15 protein-coding genes are annotated in these 15312 nt (G+C 61.1%); 8 read left to right on the top strand and 7 right to left on the bottom strand.

From position 1 onward, the window contains the following. Nucleotides 1–132 precede the first annotated feature (132 nt). Complete coding sequence (locus IG629_RS20885; RefSeq protein ID WP_193173849.1) at nucleotides 133–570, top strand: type II 3-dehydroquinate dehydratase; 438 nt, start codon at nucleotides 133–135, stop codon at nucleotides 568–570. A 79-nt stretch (nucleotides 571–649) separates the two neighbouring features. Here IG629_RS20885 and IG629_RS20880 read toward each other — a convergent pair whose 3' ends face one another. The 4 genes from IG629_RS20880 to IG629_RS20865 form a co-directional block, all read right to left on the bottom strand. Then, nucleotides 650–1771, bottom strand: a complete 1122-nt coding sequence (locus tag IG629_RS20880; RefSeq protein ID WP_193173848.1) for a transporter — start codon at nucleotides 1769–1771, stop codon at nucleotides 650–652. A gap of 143 nt (nucleotides 1772–1914) precedes the next feature. Further along, nucleotides 1915–2340: a DUF2946 family protein gene (locus IG629_RS20875; protein ID WP_193173847.1), complete on the bottom strand. Its 426-nt coding sequence runs from the start codon at nucleotides 2338–2340 to the stop codon at nucleotides 1915–1917. Nucleotides 2341–2475: 135 nt separating this feature from the next. Continuing rightward, a complete protein-coding gene (locus IG629_RS20870; RefSeq protein WP_193173846.1) occupies nucleotides 2476–4041 on the bottom strand; it encodes a sensor histidine kinase in 1566 nt (521 codons plus the stop codon). 33 nt (nucleotides 4042–4074) lie between these two features. Beyond that, nucleotides 4075–4479: a hypothetical protein gene (locus tag IG629_RS20865; protein ID WP_193173845.1), complete on the bottom strand. Its 405-nt coding sequence runs from the start codon at nucleotides 4477–4479 to the stop codon at nucleotides 4075–4077. Nucleotides 4480–4701: 222 nt separating this feature from the next. On the opposite strand from IG629_RS20865, the gene IG629_RS20860 reads away from it, so the two are divergent. Continuing rightward, nucleotides 4702–5298, top strand: a complete 597-nt coding sequence (locus IG629_RS20860; protein WP_193173844.1) for a LysE family translocator — start codon at nucleotides 4702–4704, stop codon at nucleotides 5296–5298. A 5-nt stretch (nucleotides 5299–5303) separates the two neighbouring features. After that, the gene (locus IG629_RS20855; RefSeq protein ID WP_193173843.1) at nucleotides 5304–6449 is read left to right on the top strand and encodes a DSD1 family PLP-dependent enzyme; all 1146 of its coding nucleotides are present in this window, start codon (nucleotides 5304–5306) and stop codon (nucleotides 6447–6449) included. Here IG629_RS20855 and IG629_RS20850 read toward each other — a convergent pair. Further along, entirely contained in the window at nucleotides 6446–7336 is an 891-nt protein-coding gene (locus IG629_RS20850) for a LysR family transcriptional regulator (RefSeq protein ID WP_193173842.1), read from the bottom strand. The genes IG629_RS20855 and IG629_RS20850 overlap by 4 nt on opposite strands. A 90-nt stretch (nucleotides 7337–7426) precedes the next feature. Between IG629_RS20850 and IG629_RS20845 the strand changes: the two genes are divergently transcribed. Together IG629_RS20845 and IG629_RS20840 are read left to right on the top strand one after the other, a co-directional pair. Continuing rightward, on the top strand, nucleotides 7427–8380 hold the full coding sequence (locus IG629_RS20845) for a PLP-dependent cysteine synthase family protein (RefSeq protein ID WP_193173841.1): 954 nt from the start codon (nucleotides 7427–7429) through the stop codon (nucleotides 8378–8380). Beyond that, nucleotides 8373–9053: a DNA-3-methyladenine glycosylase I gene (locus IG629_RS20840; protein ID WP_193173840.1), complete on the top strand. Its 681-nt coding sequence runs from the start codon at nucleotides 8373–8375 to the stop codon at nucleotides 9051–9053. Before IG629_RS20845 ends, IG629_RS20840 begins: the two co-directional genes overlap by 8 nt. Nucleotides 9054–9091: 38 nt before the next feature. Here IG629_RS20840 and IG629_RS22760 read toward each other — a convergent pair whose 3' ends face one another. Together IG629_RS22760 and IG629_RS20830 are read right to left on the bottom strand one after the other, a co-directional pair. Beyond that, a complete protein-coding gene (locus tag IG629_RS22760; RefSeq protein WP_226886997.1) occupies nucleotides 9092–10399 on the bottom strand; it encodes a tetratricopeptide repeat protein in 1308 nt (435 codons plus the stop codon). A gap of 173 nt (nucleotides 10400–10572) precedes the next feature. Then, nucleotides 10573–11880 (bottom strand): tetratricopeptide repeat protein, encoded by a 1308-nt coding sequence (locus IG629_RS20830; protein ID WP_193173839.1) that lies wholly within the window; start codon nucleotides 11878–11880, stop codon nucleotides 10573–10575. Nucleotides 11881–12192: 312 nt separating this feature from the next. Here IG629_RS20830 and IG629_RS20825 point away from each other — a divergent pair, with 312 nt between their 5' ends. The 3 genes from IG629_RS20825 to IG629_RS22755 all read left to right on the top strand — a co-directional run. Beyond that, nucleotides 12193–13158, top strand: coding sequence for an NAD(P)-dependent oxidoreductase (locus tag IG629_RS20825; protein WP_226886996.1), 966 nt, complete (start codon nucleotides 12193–12195; stop codon nucleotides 13156–13158). A 41-nt stretch (nucleotides 13159–13199) separates the two neighbouring features. Further along, the gene (locus IG629_RS20820) at nucleotides 13200–14624 is read left to right on the top strand and encodes an aldehyde dehydrogenase family protein (protein ID WP_193173838.1); all 1425 of its coding nucleotides are present in this window, start codon (nucleotides 13200–13202) and stop codon (nucleotides 14622–14624) included. Nucleotides 14625–15016: 392 nt separating this feature from the next. Further along, on the top strand, nucleotides 15017–15312 hold a 296-nt coding region (locus tag IG629_RS22755; RefSeq protein ID WP_226886995.1), incomplete at its 3' end, for a hypothetical protein.

Below are 15312 nucleotides of genomic sequence, written 5' to 3'. Positions count from 1 at the left end.
ACTCGAGACCGTCCGGCACCTCCTCTTGCTGAATGAGATCAAAGCCGCGTTACTTGGGCCACCGCGCCGGGTGGCGCACAAGAAATACGCGCCGGGAGGGCGCGCAAGAAAACAAGAGGGAGGCGAAACGCCATGACACACAAGCTCCATATCCTGAACGGGCCGAACCTGAACAAGCTCGGCAAGCGCGAGCCGGAGTTCTATGGCTACACGACGCTTGGCGAAATCGAGGGATGGTGCCGGGAAGCGGCCCGAGGCCCGCTGGAATTCAAGCAGACCAACCATGAGGGCGAGCTGATCGAAATGATCCAGCAGGCCGAAGACGAGGCCGACGGGCTGATCATCAACCCGGCGGGCTACAGCTTCACCTCGGTCGCGCTGTTCGATGCTTTGAAAATATTCGAGGGTCCGAAGATCGAGCTGCACATCTCCAACATTCATGCCCGTGACAAGCTGCACGAGTATTCCCTGCTGTCGGCAGCGGCGACAGCGGTTATCTGCGGTCTCGGCCCGCGCGGTTATCTGACCGCGATGGGGGCGATTTACGAGATGCTGGATGCGCGTGCCTGAGCTTTCGTAAGGCTGCAGGCCCCCCTCCAAGGTCCATACCGGGAGGGGAGCCTGCTGAGCCCATCAGCAGATTACCTGCCTAGAACATATAGGTGACGCCGAGCCGGGCACTCCAGCTCGCGCCGAGGCGGGTGCCGTTGACCTTTTCATAGAGGGGCAGGCCGGCCTCCGCACCAATTCTGACGCCATTCCCCGGCGTGATGTTGAAGCCGAGCAGGCCGCCGATCCGGTCGCTCCCGTAATTGTCCGGATTGGCGCCAATGGCAGCGCCGCTGATATTCGGGTCCTGGCCGTCGATTTTCCCTTCGGTCCGGGCATTGATCCGCGCAGTCGCCTGGAACCAGTCGGTGAACCGATAGCCGACCCAGCCGGTCACGCGGTGGATGTTGCCGAGGCGGTACTCCTCGGAGTTCTCGGACTGCATACGAAGAACGGCCTTGTACTGGGCACCCCATGAGATGGCGCCGGCGGCACCGGAATAAGTGATGCCGGGCAGGAAATCGACGGTACCGGAGCCGAGCTGCATGCCGTAGGGCAGACGCCGTGTCATGTACATGCCGGTCGGCATCAGCATGCGGCCGGTTTCATCGATACTGCCCGTGGGCAGGCTGACCGCGCCGGCCGCGGTGATCCGATGCATGCCTTCCTTGTAGAGCGTATAGGCCGCGCCGACCTTGACGTCTCCGATCCCCGAACTGGAGGCGCTGTTCTCGCCCCGCCGCGTCGTGCCCGACATGCCGGAGAAGGTGACCATGGTCATGTCCCTCTCGATATAGGGCACCATGGCCATCACGCCGAGAGTGTCGGTGACGCCGTACATCGCGCTGACCATGGCCATTCTGGTTTCCATCTCGGTCGGTACCATGCGCACGGTCGCGGGTGGCGCGAAGGGATTGGCGACGCTGGCTGCCGCTGTTTCCGGCGTGATTTCGTTCGAGCCCTGCAGCAACTCGTCCATCTTCATCTGCATGACGCGGGCGCCGAGCATGAAGCGGCCTTTCATCGGTGTGCGTGCACCCATGACGCCGATCGGCAACGGATGCCCGTGCGCGTCCATGGCCATGCCGTGTTTTGCGTCATGGCCGTGCTGCATCGCGCTGTGGTCCTTTGCGCCATGATTGGTATGTTGCGCGAATGTTGCGTGGGATGGTGCTGCGAACAGGGCCGCGATTGCGGCGGTACGCAGGAGTTTGAGAGTCATTGTCTGTGCCATGGTTCCTCGCATGGTCGGAATCTTTCAAACGACAGCTGTCTTCGTCCGACGCATGAGGCCGGCGAATTGGGTCTGTCCTGGATTTCTGAAAGAAGCGGCGTGAAGCGTGGCGGCAGGCGCCGTGTGCTAAATCACGCCTGACGGCGTGGAGGCGCACGGGGTTGCAGACTGCTCGCATGGTGCGCCATCCGGGGAAGCTCGGCGTCGACGAGCGGGGTTTGGCAGCGTGTGCCTGGCATGAGCCCGGCCGGGCCCGGCTGTTGCGCCTGGGATGGCAGAACGCTGCTGGCCAGGCTGCAATAGATACAGTCCGGAGTGACGGCCGAACTGGGCTCTTTATCGTCGTTTTTGACGAGATTACCCTGCTCGTCCAGGGAGATCCGGACCAGGCCTTTGGCGGTGCAGATGACGGCCGTGCGAAAGGGATCGTCAGATGCCCGTTGCCCCGCCCCGCCTTGAATGGAAGCGAAAACCGTCGGGACCAACAGCTGAAGGGTCAGGCTGAGGATCAGGAGGCGCGTCAGGACGGCGCGGTGTGGAACTCCCAAAAAACGCATCCGACCTTCCTATGTGAAGGTCAGCTATCCAACAAAGCGGCACCTTGTCGCAGGAAGGGTAACGCTGCGCAGATTTCCGACTGTGGTAGGGACGTTTGCGAAATGATCGACAGGCGGAGCTGAGCCCGCACCGGATCAGCCAGCCTTCTGAACCGGCGGGATGTCGTTGATAATGGAGCGCATATAGCCCACGCGCGTGGCCGGCAGCCAGACGGAGACCGTCGTGCCAACGCCCACTTCGCTTTCCAGAGTGAGAGAGCCGCCATGCAGTTCGATCATCATCTGGGCGAGCGGCAGGCCGAGGCCGGTACCGCTCTGGGAGGCTGTCATTTCGTTATCCAGGCGCTCGAAAGCAGCCATTGCCTGTGGGATCTGGTCCGGGGACATGCCTTTCCCGGTATCCCGGATGTGGAATTCGATACCGCCCCTGCGCGGATCCCCGTGGCGCGGGCGCAGTGACACGGCGACATGAACACTGCTGCCGTTCGGGGTATATTTCACGGCGTTACCGAGAAGGTTGAGCAGAACCTGTTTCACTTTCGTCGCATCGACATCAAGCACGAGCTCTGGGTCGATTTCTGAAGTGTGCAACGCGATAGTGCGTTCTTTGGCAAGCGGGCTCACAAGCCGCATGCATTCTGTCATCAGCACGTTGACGCTGACGATCTCTTCCTCAAGCGTATCCTGTCCGGCTTCGATCCGGGCGATGTCGAGTAACTCGTTGATGATCTTGAGCAGGTGGCGGCCGCTGTCCCGGATGTCAGCGGAGAATTCCCGGTAGCGGTCGTTCTCCAGCCTGCCGAGGGTGCCCTGCACCATGATATCGGAAAAGCCGATGATCGCATTAAGCGGAGTGCGCAGCTCATGGCTCATAGCGCGCAGGAAACGGGTCTTGGAGAAGTTGGCGAATTCCGCCGACTTTTTCGCCAGTTCCAGCTCACGCGTGCGATCCGTGACGCGGTCTTCCAGCTGCCGGTTAAGGTCGCTCAGATCTGCTTCCGACCGGCGCAGTTCTTCGTTCGTATTCACCAGGGTGTGTTCGCGCTGGCGTTCGCGTTCGACCATCGCATTGTAGGCGTGGACCACCTGCCCCATCTCGTCGCTGCCGCGCCAGTTCGCGGTTTGCAGCTCACCGCTTTCAGACGAATTCCGGATGGCTGTCAGCAATCGCGTCAGCGGCCGTTCAACAAGGAACGCGAAACCCGCCACCACAGCAATCATGGCCGCGAGAAACGCGACGGCGATGGCCGAAAGGCCCAGTGTGTATTCGAAGTTCCGTGCTGCGCGCAGTTCCGCATCGGTGAAGAGGACGCGCAGATGCCACTTTGGCTCGACGGATATCGGGATCTCTATTTCATTCCCATCCAACCCGGGAGGGCAGCCTTGGGAGGAGGGGATAGCCACAACGGGTTGATGTCCGACTTTAAAGACCTCAGCGCAAAGAAAAGCCCGATCCGCGGCTAATGGAGACATCAGGTCCCGCGCCAGGAACGGGTGGTCGTAGGCTTGATGTCGGTCGAGTGCGAGCGCGGTGCGCGCGGTCAGGTTTCCGATCCTGGTTGCCAGCATTTCTTCGTCTGCGAGCGAAGTCGTATGGAGCAGCATCCAGATTCCAGGCACGATGAGCGCGAGAAAAGCCAGGCCGACAATTGCCAGCAATTTGACTTTCAGGCGTTTCAGCAGTGCCAGTTTGGTGTTCATTTCATCTCACCCGGATGCGCAAGGTCGAGCGCTTCAGCGCAACCTTGCGATCTTTCCGTCCGACATCAGGCGCTTCAGCAATGTCCGGTCGGCAACAGCCGTGTGGAACACCACGTACTCACTATCCCGGCGCGCCATGTAATAGTCGACGGGCACGTTCTTGCCGCTGTCATTCCTGAAGTCGAAGCAGAGGACATAGTGATCCCCCATGGTCAGGATCATGGGGTGCGCCGTCACGGGATGCAGGCGCTGCACTTCTCCAGCCTTCTGGTTGAGATAGAGCAGAGCGCCGTCGACGAGTTGCCCGTCCACATGCCGCTGCATGGAAGCCTGGATCGATGCCTTTTCCGCCAGGGTAAGGGCGGAGGCCTGCGCCGGAATAACTATCGTTGATGCCAGCAGTACGAGGCCGAAGAAGAATATGTGAAGCTTGGTCATTGGTTTTCTCACTCCGTAAAGAGTACGCCTTTTTATCATCCGATATTAAAGAAGCCGTTAATTTGCGGAAGTCGACCTGCATAGGAGGTATGCTTTTCAGTAGGGACGCACCGTCAAGGTTGATTTCAGTGCTGCGTATTCGGTGTTGAAGCATTTGACAGTCTTGGGGATCCGGATAGTCTCCCGGGCAGATCCGCCCCGCCCTTTATTTCCAGAGTCCTCATGCTGTCTTTCGTCACGGCTGTCTTCTTTTTGCTCATTACACCGGGGATTGGCGTGCTGACCACGGCCGGCATCGGCGCGGGATACGGCTTTGCGCCCGGTGCGCGATTCCTGATCGGTTTGTTCCTCGGCACAAACGCCGTGGCCATTCTCGTGGTCACCGGGATTGCCGCCGTGGTTCTGGCCAACCCCATTCTCGGGCCGATCCTGCTCTACGGCTCGGTTGCCTATCTGCTTTATCTGGCCTTCCGGATCGGCTGGGCCGGCTCGAAGATCGCGTTCGTGGAGCGGCAGAGCGCGCCGGGGGTGATCGGCGGGTTCGGCCTGCAACTGATCAACCCGAAAGCCTATGCGGTGAACACGACCCTGTTTTCTGGGTTCCATTTCATGGTGGAAAACCAGAGCATGGAGATCGCGCTGAAATTCCTCGCCATCAACGCCATCTGGATTCCGGTGCACCTGGTCTGGCTCTGGGCCGGTGTCTCGCTTAAAAAGCTGGACCTTTCGGACCGGTCCCAGTCCTACATCAACAAGGGCATGGCGCTGTCGATGCTGATCGTGGTTGTTCTGGCCGCCTGGCCGCGCGAGGGAGGGTGAAGATCATGGACGGGAACGGAACGCTGGAAATCGGGTTCGATGTGCCTGCGGCGGTGGGCACGAGGGAGGCGGATATCCAGACGCCCTGCCTCCTTATCGATCTCGACGCGTTCGAGCAAAATGTCGTCGCCATGCGGGGTTTCGCGGCGGAGATGGGCGTCGATCTGCGCGTGCACGGCAAGATGCACAAATCGGCCGACATTGCCCGCTACCAGATCGAGCAGGGCGGGGCCGTCGGGATTTGTTGCCAGAAAGTTTCGGAAGCGGAAGCCTTCGCGCGCGGCGGCATTGCCGACATTCTGATCACGAACCAGGTGCGCAGCCCGCTGATGATCGACCGGCTGGCGCAACTGGCGAAGACGACCCGTGTCGGCGTCTGCATCGACGATATCGCGAATGTTGCCGAATTGTCCGAGGCCGCGGTCCGCGCGGGTAGCGGGATCGAGGTTCTGGTGGAGATCGATTGCGGTGCCGGACGCTGCGGTGTCGAACCGGGCGCTGCTGCTGTGGATCTGGCGAAGGCCATCATTGCCGCGCCGGGACTGAGCTTTCAAGGTATTCAGGCCTATCACGGCGGCGCGCAGCATGTGCGTGATTTTGCCGAGCGTAAGGCCCGGATTGAAGCGGCGATCGGTCATGCGCGCGATACGCGGGACCGGTTGATTGAAGCGGGCATAGGCTGTCCGAGCGTGACCGGAGCGGGGACGGGTTCCTATCCGTTCGAAGGCAATTCCGGCGTTTACACGGAAATACAGTGCGGCTCCTACGCCTTCATGGATGCGGACTACCAGCAGGTCCGGGACGAGAGCGGCGCACCGATCTCCGAATTCAAGAACGCGTTCTTCCTGCTGACCTCGGTAATGAGCAATGCCAAGCCGGGGCAGGCGGTCTGCGATGCAGGTCTCAAGGTGCAGAGCGTCGATTCTGGCCTGCCGGTGATCTTCGGGCGGGACGATGTCGAATATGTCGCCTGCTCCGACGAGCACGGCACCATCCGCGATCCGGGCAGTGTGCTGCGGATCAATGAGAAGCTGAAGCTGGTGCCGGGCCATTGCGACCCGACCTGCAATATCCACGACTGGTATGTCGGCGCGCGCGGCGGAGCTGTCGAATGCCTCTGGCCGGTAACGGCGCGCGGCAAGGCTTACTAGCCCGTCGGGCTCTGCGCCCCGACATAGAACGCCTTCCGCTCCTCGAAATGCGCGATCAAGGCGTCCCGGAGCAACCGGATCCGGGCGGTCCGGCGCAGGTCTGTCCGGTATAACAGCCAGATGCTGCGATCGGGCAGCAGGGCGGCCCCGGGGACCCTCTGTAATCCTTCGACGTTGTCACCGAGAAAGCAGGGCAACAGGGTCAGGTAGGGGCCGCTCCGGGCGAGGCCGATCTGTGCGCGGTGCTCCGGCGCATTGTGCCGGAGTGGCAGATCGGGATAACCGGTGTTCCCGGTCCATGGTTGCTCATCGTGAGGTTCTTTCCAGCCCAGCCAGGCGACGGACGGATCGCCTGCCGTAAGCCGGGCGCAGGTTTCGGGGCTGGCGAAAGCCGTCTTGTTGTATTGCAGGATACGCTGACCGATTGCCTCGTCCTCGACGGCAAAGGCCATGCGGACGGAAACATCCGCTTCAAGGTCCGCCAGCCGGGAGAACCGGTCCCCGACATCGAGATCGATATCAATTCCGGAAAAGCGATCCGCAATATCCGCAAGCGCCGCCGCAAGGCCGCTCTCGAAAAGGGCGAAAGGCAGGCTGAGCCGGATTTTGCCTTGCAAGGCGTCGTTGCTGCCGCCGACGGCGCTTCTGACATTGCGTGCGGTCTCTTCCATCTGCTCCGCATGAACCGCCAGCTCCCGCCCGGTCTCCGTCGTTACCAGACCGTTCCGGGTCCGGTCGAACAGATGGGCGCCCAGCCGTGTTTCCAGCCGCTTCAGCCGTTGCAGCACCGTGCCGTGATTGACCCCGAGCGCTGCCGCAGCCTTGCGCAGCGAGCCATGCCTGTGGAGTGCCAGAAAGAAGCGGAGATCGTCCCAGTCAGTGTTCAAAATAATATCCGGTTTGTTCGAATAATCCAGTCTTAGAGATGTTAAAATAAACGCTTACGGTCCGCTTCGCCAAGTTCTCTGGAGGTGGTTGTGACTGACGTCGAGAATTCCATTCTGAGCCGGATCGGAAACACGCCGCTGATCGAGCTGAAAACGCTCGTGCCGGAAGGTTACGCGCGGGTGTTGCTGAAGATCGAGAGCGAGAACCCGACCGGCAGCATGAAGGACCGCATGGCGCTGGCGATGATCGAGGCGGCGGAACGGGACGGCAGGCTGCGGCCCGGCGCGCCGGTGGTGGAATATACCGGCGGCAGCACCGGCGTTTCCCTGGCCATGGTCTGCACTGTGAAGGGCTACCCGCTGCATATCGTTTCGTCCGATGCTTTCAGCTTAGAGAAGCGGCGGCACATGCGGGCGCTGGGCGCGGATTTGACAGTGGTGCCGAGCGACGGTGGCCGGATGGATGCGGCTCTGACCCATGCCATGATCGCCGAGGCGGACAGGATCAGGGGGGAGATAGGCGCCTTCTGGACGGACCAGCTCAAAAACGCGGACCAGCTTGCCGCTTATCATGTGATGGGCGCGGAGATCTGGGAGCAGACGGGCGGTAAGGTTGATGCGTTCGTACAGGCAACCGGTACGGCGGCATCCGCGCGCGGGGTCTCGGAGTTCCTGAAATCGAAGCGCGACTCCATCCGGACAGTCGCCATCGAGCCGTGCGAGTCCGCTGTCCTGTCCGGTGGCGAGACCGGAGCGCACAGGATCGAGGGTGTCGGCGCTGGATTTGTCGTGCCGCTCTGGGATCCGGAGCCGATTGACGAGATTGCGACCGTTTCGACTGGAGACTCCATGGCCATGGCGCGACGGCTTGCCCGGGAGGAGGGAATCTTCGCCGGCACCTCGACCGGTGCAAACGTGATCGTGGCACTTCGCGTTGCGGCGGATCTGGGCTCGAACCGCTCTGTTGTCACCATTATGTGTGATAGCGGGGTAAAGTATCTCAGCACGGAACTCTATAACTGCACGGACGAGGCCGATGAGTGAGCCCTTTCAGGTAATCCGCGCCCGGGCCGAAGCGCATCATGGCGGCGCAGAGGCGATCGACGCTCGTCTCGCCGATCTCGCCGACAGGCCGGACCCGGCGTCCCTGCCGGACGACCGCATCCTCGCGGAGATGTCGAAGCGGGTCTTTCAGGCCGGGTTCGTCTGGAAGATCATCGAGAGCAAATGGCCGGGATTCGAAGAGGCCTTCGACGGCTTCGATATCGCGGTGAACAGCGAGATGAGCGAGGAACGGTTGTCGGCACTGCTTGCCGATACCGGGATCATCCGCAACAAACCGAAGATCCTGGCGGTGCGTGACAATGCGCGGTTGGTGGAGCAGATGGCGGCCCTCGACGGCAGCGCTGGCAAGTTCATCGCCAATTGGGATGCGGCCGATCACGTCGGCCTGCTGGACTATCTGAAAAAGCACGGCAACCGGCTCGGCGGGCTGACCGGTCAGTATTTTCTCCGCTTTGTCGGGCGCGACGGGTTCGTTCTGTCTAAGGATGTCACCACGGCGCTGAAGGCGGCGGGCGTGATCGACGGGCCGGCCACGTCCAAATCTACGCTGGCCAAAATCCAGGCCGCCTTCAATCGGTGGGGCACGGAGAGCGGACAGTCCCAGGCCGCGATCAGCCGCACACTGGCCCTGTCGGTCGGGCCGAAGGCTTAGACCGGCATATCCAAGCTCCGGAAGCTTTCCTCAGCAGCCTAGCGCCAGTGCTCGGCTACCCACCCGTGCGGGACCTGATGGGGCTTTGGCTCCGTCGGAAAGGTCACAATCTTCGCGTTGCTCCGCGCCAGGTCTGTCGAAGTGATGTCCGGTTCGAGCAATTTATAGAGCCGGATGGGCTCGCGCGGGAAGGTGTCGATCCCGGGCATGCATTCCTGGATCCAGTCCTGATCGCCGACCAGCCGGTCGGTGTCGCTGCTGCTGAAACGGTCATAAACCGGCTCGGCAAAAGTCCGGTCGAACAGCATGACGGAGGAATTGTAGCCTGGTGTGTAGGCATGTTCGAGGATGTAGAAACCGACTTTCAAACCCTCGATGAACCCGAGGTCTCCGACGATTACCGTGTCGAGGTCGAGATAGAAGATCATCTGGTCGGCGAACGGCGTTTGCGGATCGAACAGGGCCAGCTTGGCCCACCATCCCCGGGTCTGGAGTGCCGATATATCGATAATGTCGATCTCGGGGGAAATGCCCTGGGGATCGTCGGTCAGGCAGACGAACCGCCAGTTCCCCGGCAGGTGGCGACGGACCATCGCGTACAGGCGATTGACATAATCCGCCCCGTATTTCGTTCCGTGCTTGACGCAGGCGACGGTCAGGTGGTCGAGGTCTACCGGCCGTGCGTCCGCGCTTTGCGATGGCGGCCCGTTCCGTAACAACGTATGTGCCCGTGCCAGGGTATTGTTGAGTAACGGAAGGTCGATTTTATACGGAAACGCCTCGATCACCCGCACCGCCTCCGCATAGTTGCCGGTATTCACGTGGATCCGGGAAACGCGTGCGAGGGCCGAGCCGAAGAAACTTTCCTGTTCCTTGTTCAGGGCTTGCCCGTTTGATTTCAGCGCGCGGGAGAAGATCTGTTCAAATATTGCGAGGGTTCGTTCGAACTCTCCTCGCACGTAAAGCACCCTGGCTATCGAATCCAGGATTCTCAACTCGAGTCCGAGAGTGTCGGGTGTCATGGACGCCAGCAGTTTTTCAAGCAGCTGCAACGCTTCGTCATGCCGACCGTTATCGATCAGCAAGGAGGATAGCTGGTAGGCGATACCTGGAATGTCCGGGTAGGCCTCGTGGAAGGCTCTCGAATGGCGGAGCGCTGCGTCGGTGTTACGCTCCAGATGATTGACGCCGGCGTCCCGTCGAACGCCCTTCCAGTTGATATAATATTTTATCAAAACCCTGCGGAGCTCGAAGACATCCTCCACTGCCGCGGAATCCCGAAGGCTGATTTCAGCCTCCTGAACCGCTTCCGGGTCCCCGTTGAGAATTCTCTCGGCTAGCGACATATGTGGATACCTATTTGGGCGCGTATTTGAATGAAGGGCACAGCCGACGATCCAAGCGAATTGAAAGGCATAAAGCGACGGAAACCACTATCCGCTATGATGCACAATTTGCTGCCTCAAGCGACGTTTCCTGAAAACCCCGCCGTCATGTGACGTCCCGACTTCGGGTAAGCTTACTGCCAATGCTGCGCCACCCACCCGTGCGGGATCTCGTGAGGCTTTGGCACCGATGGAAAGGTCACGATCTTCGCGTTGCTCCGCGCCAGATCTGTCGAAGTGATGTCAGGTTCGAGCGATTTATAGAGCCGGACGGGCGCGCGCGGGAAGGTGTCGATCCCGGGCATGCATTCCTCGATCCAGTCCTGGTCACCGACCAGCCGGTCGATGTCGCTGCTGTTGAAACGGTCATGAACCGGCGCGGCAAAAGTCCGGTCGAACAGCATGACGGAGGAGTTGTAGCCCGGTATGAATGAATGCTCGAGGATGTAGAAACCGACTTTCAAACCCTCGATGAACCCGAGATCTCCAACAATTACCGTGTCGAGGTCTAGATAGAAGATCGTCTGGTCGGCGAACGGCGTTTGCGGATCGAACAGGGCCAGCTTGGTCCACCATCCCCGGGTCTGGAGTGCCGATATATCGATAATGTCGATCTCGGGAGAAATGCCTTGGGGGTCGTCTGTCAAGCAGACGAACCGCCAGTTCCCCGGCAGGTGACGCCGGACCATCGCGTACAGACGATTGACATAGTCCGGCCCGTATTTCGTCCCGTGCTTGACGCAGGCAACGGTCAGGTGATCGAGGTCTACCGGCTTTGCGTCGGGGCTTTGTGATGGCGGCCCGTCGTGTAATAACGCGCGCGCCCGTTTCTGCGTGTTGTTGAGAAATGGCAGGTCGATTGCGTGCGGAAATGTCTCGATCACCCGCACCGCCTCCGCATAGTTGCCGGTATTGACGTGGATGCGGGACAGTCGTGCGAGGGCCGAGCCGAAGAAGTTCTCCTGATTCTCGCTCAGGGACGGCCCGCATGCTTTCAGCGAGAGTGAGAATATCTGCTCAAATATTGTGGCTGCTCGTTCAAGCTCTCCTCGGACGGTAAGCACCCGTGCGAGCGATTCCATGATGGTCATCTTGAGGCCGAGGGAATTGCCCGGCACCGTCTCCAGAAGTTTTTCGAGTAGATGCAACGCCTCGTCGATCCGGCCATTTTCGATCAACAAGGAGGATAAGCGGTGGGCCAGACCAGTATCTTCCGGAGAAGTCTCGTGGATGGCTCTCATATGTCGGAGGGCTGACTCGGAGTCACGCTCCAGATGATTGACGCCAGCGTCCCGGCGAACGCCCTTCCAATCCATATAGTGCTTTATCAAAACCCTGCGGAGCTCGAAGACATCCTCCACCGCCGCGGAATCCCGAAGGCAGATTTCCGCCTCCCGAACCGCTTCCGGGTCCCCGTTGAGAATTCTTTCGACCAGCGACATATCCGGATGCGTACCTGGGTGCGTATTTGAGTGAAGGGCACAGCCGACGATCCAAGCGAATTGAACGGCACAATAGGGACGGAAATCACAATCCCTTATCGCGTCAGCGATGATGTGCAATCCTCGACAGACCTCACCTTTATCACACGCGATTTTCCTTCTCCAGAGAGGTTCCCCGGACCCGCCGGGCGAAGCCGCTTCGCCGGCCCCGGCTTTCATAAGCACAGCTTGATCTACTGATAATTATTTATCGATTTCTTTTTGCCTCCCGCCTCGCCAAGCTCCCCGTTTTGGAGTGCCAGACAGCGGGGAATGGCAATGAAGATTGGGTTTATCGGGCTCGGCAATGTCGGGGCAAAACTGGCGGGAAGTCTGCTCCGCAACGGCGCGGATCTGGTGGTGCGCGATCTCGATCCCGCGCATGTGCAGCCCTTTTTGGATAAGGGCGCGGCCTTTGGCGAGAGCCCGAAGGCCATGGCTGCGGGTTGCGACGTGATCATCACCTGCCTGCCCAGCCCGGCGATTTCCGCCGCCGTGATGGAAGGTGAGGACGGTATTCTCGCGGGCCTGACGCCCGGCACCATCTGGGCCGAAATGTCCACCACCCACGCCGAAGAGGTGAAGCGGCTCGGCGCCCTTGTCACGGCGAAGGGCGGGGAAGCCGTTGATTGCCCGGTCTCCGGCGGTTGCCACCGGGCGGCGACCGGTAATATCGCGATCCTTGCTGGCTGTGAGCGCTCGACTTTCGAGAAGATCCTGCCGGTGCTGACCATGATGGGCAGGCGCATCCTGCACACGGGCGACCTTGGCACTGCCTCGGTGCTGAAGGTAATGACCAACTACCTTGCGACCGTCAATCTCATCTCCGTGTGCGAGGCTCTGGTCACTTCCAAGGCGGCGGGCATGGATCTCAACACCACGTTCGAGGCGATCAAGATTTCCTCCGGAAACTCCTTCGTTCACGAGACGGAAAGCCAGGTCATCCTGAACGGCTCACGCGATATCAGCTTCACCATGGATCTGGTGCTGAAGGATATCGGGCTGTTCCAGGAAATTGCCGAAACCCACGGTGTTCCGCTCGAGATCTCGCCGCTGATCAACAAGATCTTCGCCGATGGTATCGATCGTTTCGGGCCGCGTGAGTTGTCGCCGAACATCATCAAGCGTCTGGAAGAGGCAACAGGTCTCGACATCACCGCCCCCGGTTTCCCGACGGAGATGGAAGATGACGAGCCGGAAGAGCCGGGCTATGAAATTGTCCCTCAAGGCCGTGCATAGTCAGGCGGGCTTAATCAGGCCTGCATAACCGGGAGAAAGCCATGCTGGACAGGCGCGCATTCTATATAGACGGCACCTGGGTTGCCCCGTCCGAGGCCCGCGATTTCGAGGTGCTGAACCCGGCGACGGAGCAGCCGGTCGCGGTGATCTCGCTTGCTTCCGATGTGGATGTGGACCGGGCGGTGCTGGCCGCCCGCGACGCGTTCGAGTTGTGGAGTGAGACGGCGGCCTCTGAGCGTGCTGACATGCTGCGCCGGGCGCTGGAGATCTATCTCCGCCGCCGGGACGAGATCGCCGAGGCGATGACGCTCGAAATGGGCGCGCCCCACGATTTCTCCCGGGACAGCCAGGCACCTTGCGGGGACGCCCTGCTGGCGGCGGCGATCGAAGCGCTTGAGGCGCATCAATTCGAGCGGCCGAGCCTGCGCGGTGGCAGCACGCTCCGGGACGAGGCGGCGGGTGTTGCCGGTCTCATCACGCCATGGAACTGGCCGGTCAATCAGGTCATGGCCAAGGTTGCCTCCGCGCTTGCCGCCGGCTGCACCATGGTTCTGAAGCCGAGCGAGTACGCCCCGCTTTCCGCAGGTATCGTCGCCGAGGTTCTGACCGAGGCCGGGTGCCCGCCCGGCGTGTTCAACATGGTGCATGGCGACGGCCCTGGCACCGGCGCCGCGCTCTCCGCCCATCCCGAGATCGACCTGCTGTCCTTCACCGGCTCCACCCGGGCGGGGCAGCTTGTCATGACCGCCGCCGCGAACGGCATCCGCCGGGTGGCACTGGAGCTTGGCGGCAAGTCGCCGAACATCGTCTTTGCCGATGCGGATCTTGAGGTGGCGCTACATTTCAGCGTGGAGAACTGCTTCTCCAACAGCGGCCAGTCCTGCGATGCGCCGACCCGCCTGCTGGTCGAAAGCTCGGTCTATGAGGAAGCCGTCACCATGGCCGGGCGCTTCGCCGCCGCTGTCAAAGTCGGCGATCCGCAACAGCCGGGCGAGCATATCGGCCCGCTGGTGAACGCCCTCCAGTTCGAGCGGGTGCAGGGCCATATCCGCAAGGGCATCGAGGAAGGCGCCCGCGTCGTCACAGGAGGACTCGGCAAGCCGGAAGGCTTCGAGACCGGCTACTTCGTCAAGCCGACCCTGTTCGCCGATGTTACGAACGACATGCATATCGCCCGAAACGAGATCTTCGGCCCGGTGCTGGTGATGATCCCGTTCGATGGCGAGGACGAGGCTGTCCGGATCGGCAACGACACGCCCTATGGCCTCGCCGCTTATATCCAGACTGGCGACCCCGAAAAAGCCCAGCGCGTCGCCCGGCGGCTTCGGGCGGGGAACATCTATATCAACGGCAATTACGCGGATACGGACGTGCCCTTCGGCGGCTTCAAACAATCCGGCATCGGCCGCGAGAACGGCCCGATGGGGCTGGAGGATTTTCTGGAGACGAAGGCGATCACCGGGTAGGGACGATCGGGCAAGCGCCCCGCTTTATTCTCGTCATCCCCACCCTCAATCGTCATCCCCACCCTTAATCGTCATCCTCACGCAAGTGGGGGCCCAGAGATCATAAAGCGCCGCCCGTCATCACTGGGTCCCTGCGTCCGCAGGGATGACGGCTTGGAAGGTTGTCATCCCGGCTTAACGCGCCACCCCACACAGTCTCATCGCCCCGGCCCAAAACCGTCATCCTGGCCTTAAAAACCGTCATCCCGGACACCGATCCGGGATCCATGGATGAAGGGCGACGTCCTACGATCTCTGGATCCCGTTTTTCAACGGGATGACGAACGAGGTCTGACAACTTTCCCGTCTTCCGTTCCCCGTCTCCGCCCTCTAGGATCGACGCGGGAGGGGCCGTGGTCGATTTTTCAAATCGCAAAGAAGCAGAGCGCTGGTTCGAGGACCAGCCGCGCGAGGTCTGTATCGCCATGGCGGCGCGGCTGGCTCTGCGCGTGTTTCCTTTATGCCGGTCCTACATTCTCGAAGATCCGCCCACGCGTTCCGATGCCTTCGTTTTGCCGCTTTTACGTGCTATGGTTCCGCCCCTTATTGCGGGCACATGGCCAACAAGGGGCGGAGAGGTTCGATCCGCGTCCGCCAGAGCCGCCGCCGCCGCCGCCGCCGCCGACGCCGCCAGAGCCTCCGCCGCCAG

This window comes from Nisaea nitritireducens, from assembly GCF_014904795.1.
Lineage (GTDB): Bacteria > Pseudomonadota > Alphaproteobacteria > Thalassobaculales > Thalassobaculaceae > Nisaea > Nisaea nitritireducens.
Note: the sequence above shows the minus strand (reverse complement) of the source record. Positions and strands in the feature narration are given on the sequence as shown.

Coding starts and splice junctions, on each gene's coding strand:
- IG629_RS20885 (WP_193173849.1), top strand. CDS start 133: ATGACACACAAGCTCCATATCCTGAACGGGCCGAACCTGAACAAGCTC.
- IG629_RS20870 (WP_193173846.1), bottom strand. CDS start 4,041: ATGAACACCAAACTGGCACTGCTGAAACGCCTGAAAGTCAAATTGCTG.
- IG629_RS20830 (WP_193173839.1), bottom strand. CDS start 11,880: ATGTCGCTGGTCGAAAGAATTCTCAACGGGGACCCGGAAGCGGTTCGG.
- IG629_RS20855 (WP_193173843.1), top strand. CDS start 5,304: ATGGACGGGAACGGAACGCTGGAAATCGGGTTCGATGTGCCTGCGGCG.
- IG629_RS20880 (WP_193173848.1), bottom strand. CDS start 1,771: ATGACTCTCAAACTCCTGCGTACCGCCGCAATCGCGGCCCTGTTCGCA.
- IG629_RS20840 (WP_193173840.1), top strand. CDS start 8,373: ATGAGTGAGCCCTTTCAGGTAATCCGCGCCCGGGCCGAAGCGCATCAT.
- IG629_RS22760 (WP_226886997.1), bottom strand. CDS start 10,399: ATGTCGCTAGCCGAGAGAATTCTCAACGGGGACCCGGAAGCGGTTCAG.
- IG629_RS20860 (WP_193173844.1), top strand. CDS start 4,702: ATGCTGTCTTTCGTCACGGCTGTCTTCTTTTTGCTCATTACACCGGGG.
- IG629_RS20875 (WP_193173847.1), bottom strand. CDS start 2,340: ATGCGTTTTTTGGGAGTTCCACACCGCGCCGTCCTGACGCGCCTCCTG.
- IG629_RS20865 (WP_193173845.1), bottom strand. CDS start 4,479: ATGACCAAGCTTCACATATTCTTCTTCGGCCTCGTACTGCTGGCATCA.
- IG629_RS20825 (WP_226886996.1), top strand. CDS start 12,193: ATGGCAATGAAGATTGGGTTTATCGGGCTCGGCAATGTCGGGGCAAAA.
- IG629_RS20820 (WP_193173838.1), top strand. CDS start 13,200: ATGCTGGACAGGCGCGCATTCTATATAGACGGCACCTGGGTTGCCCCG.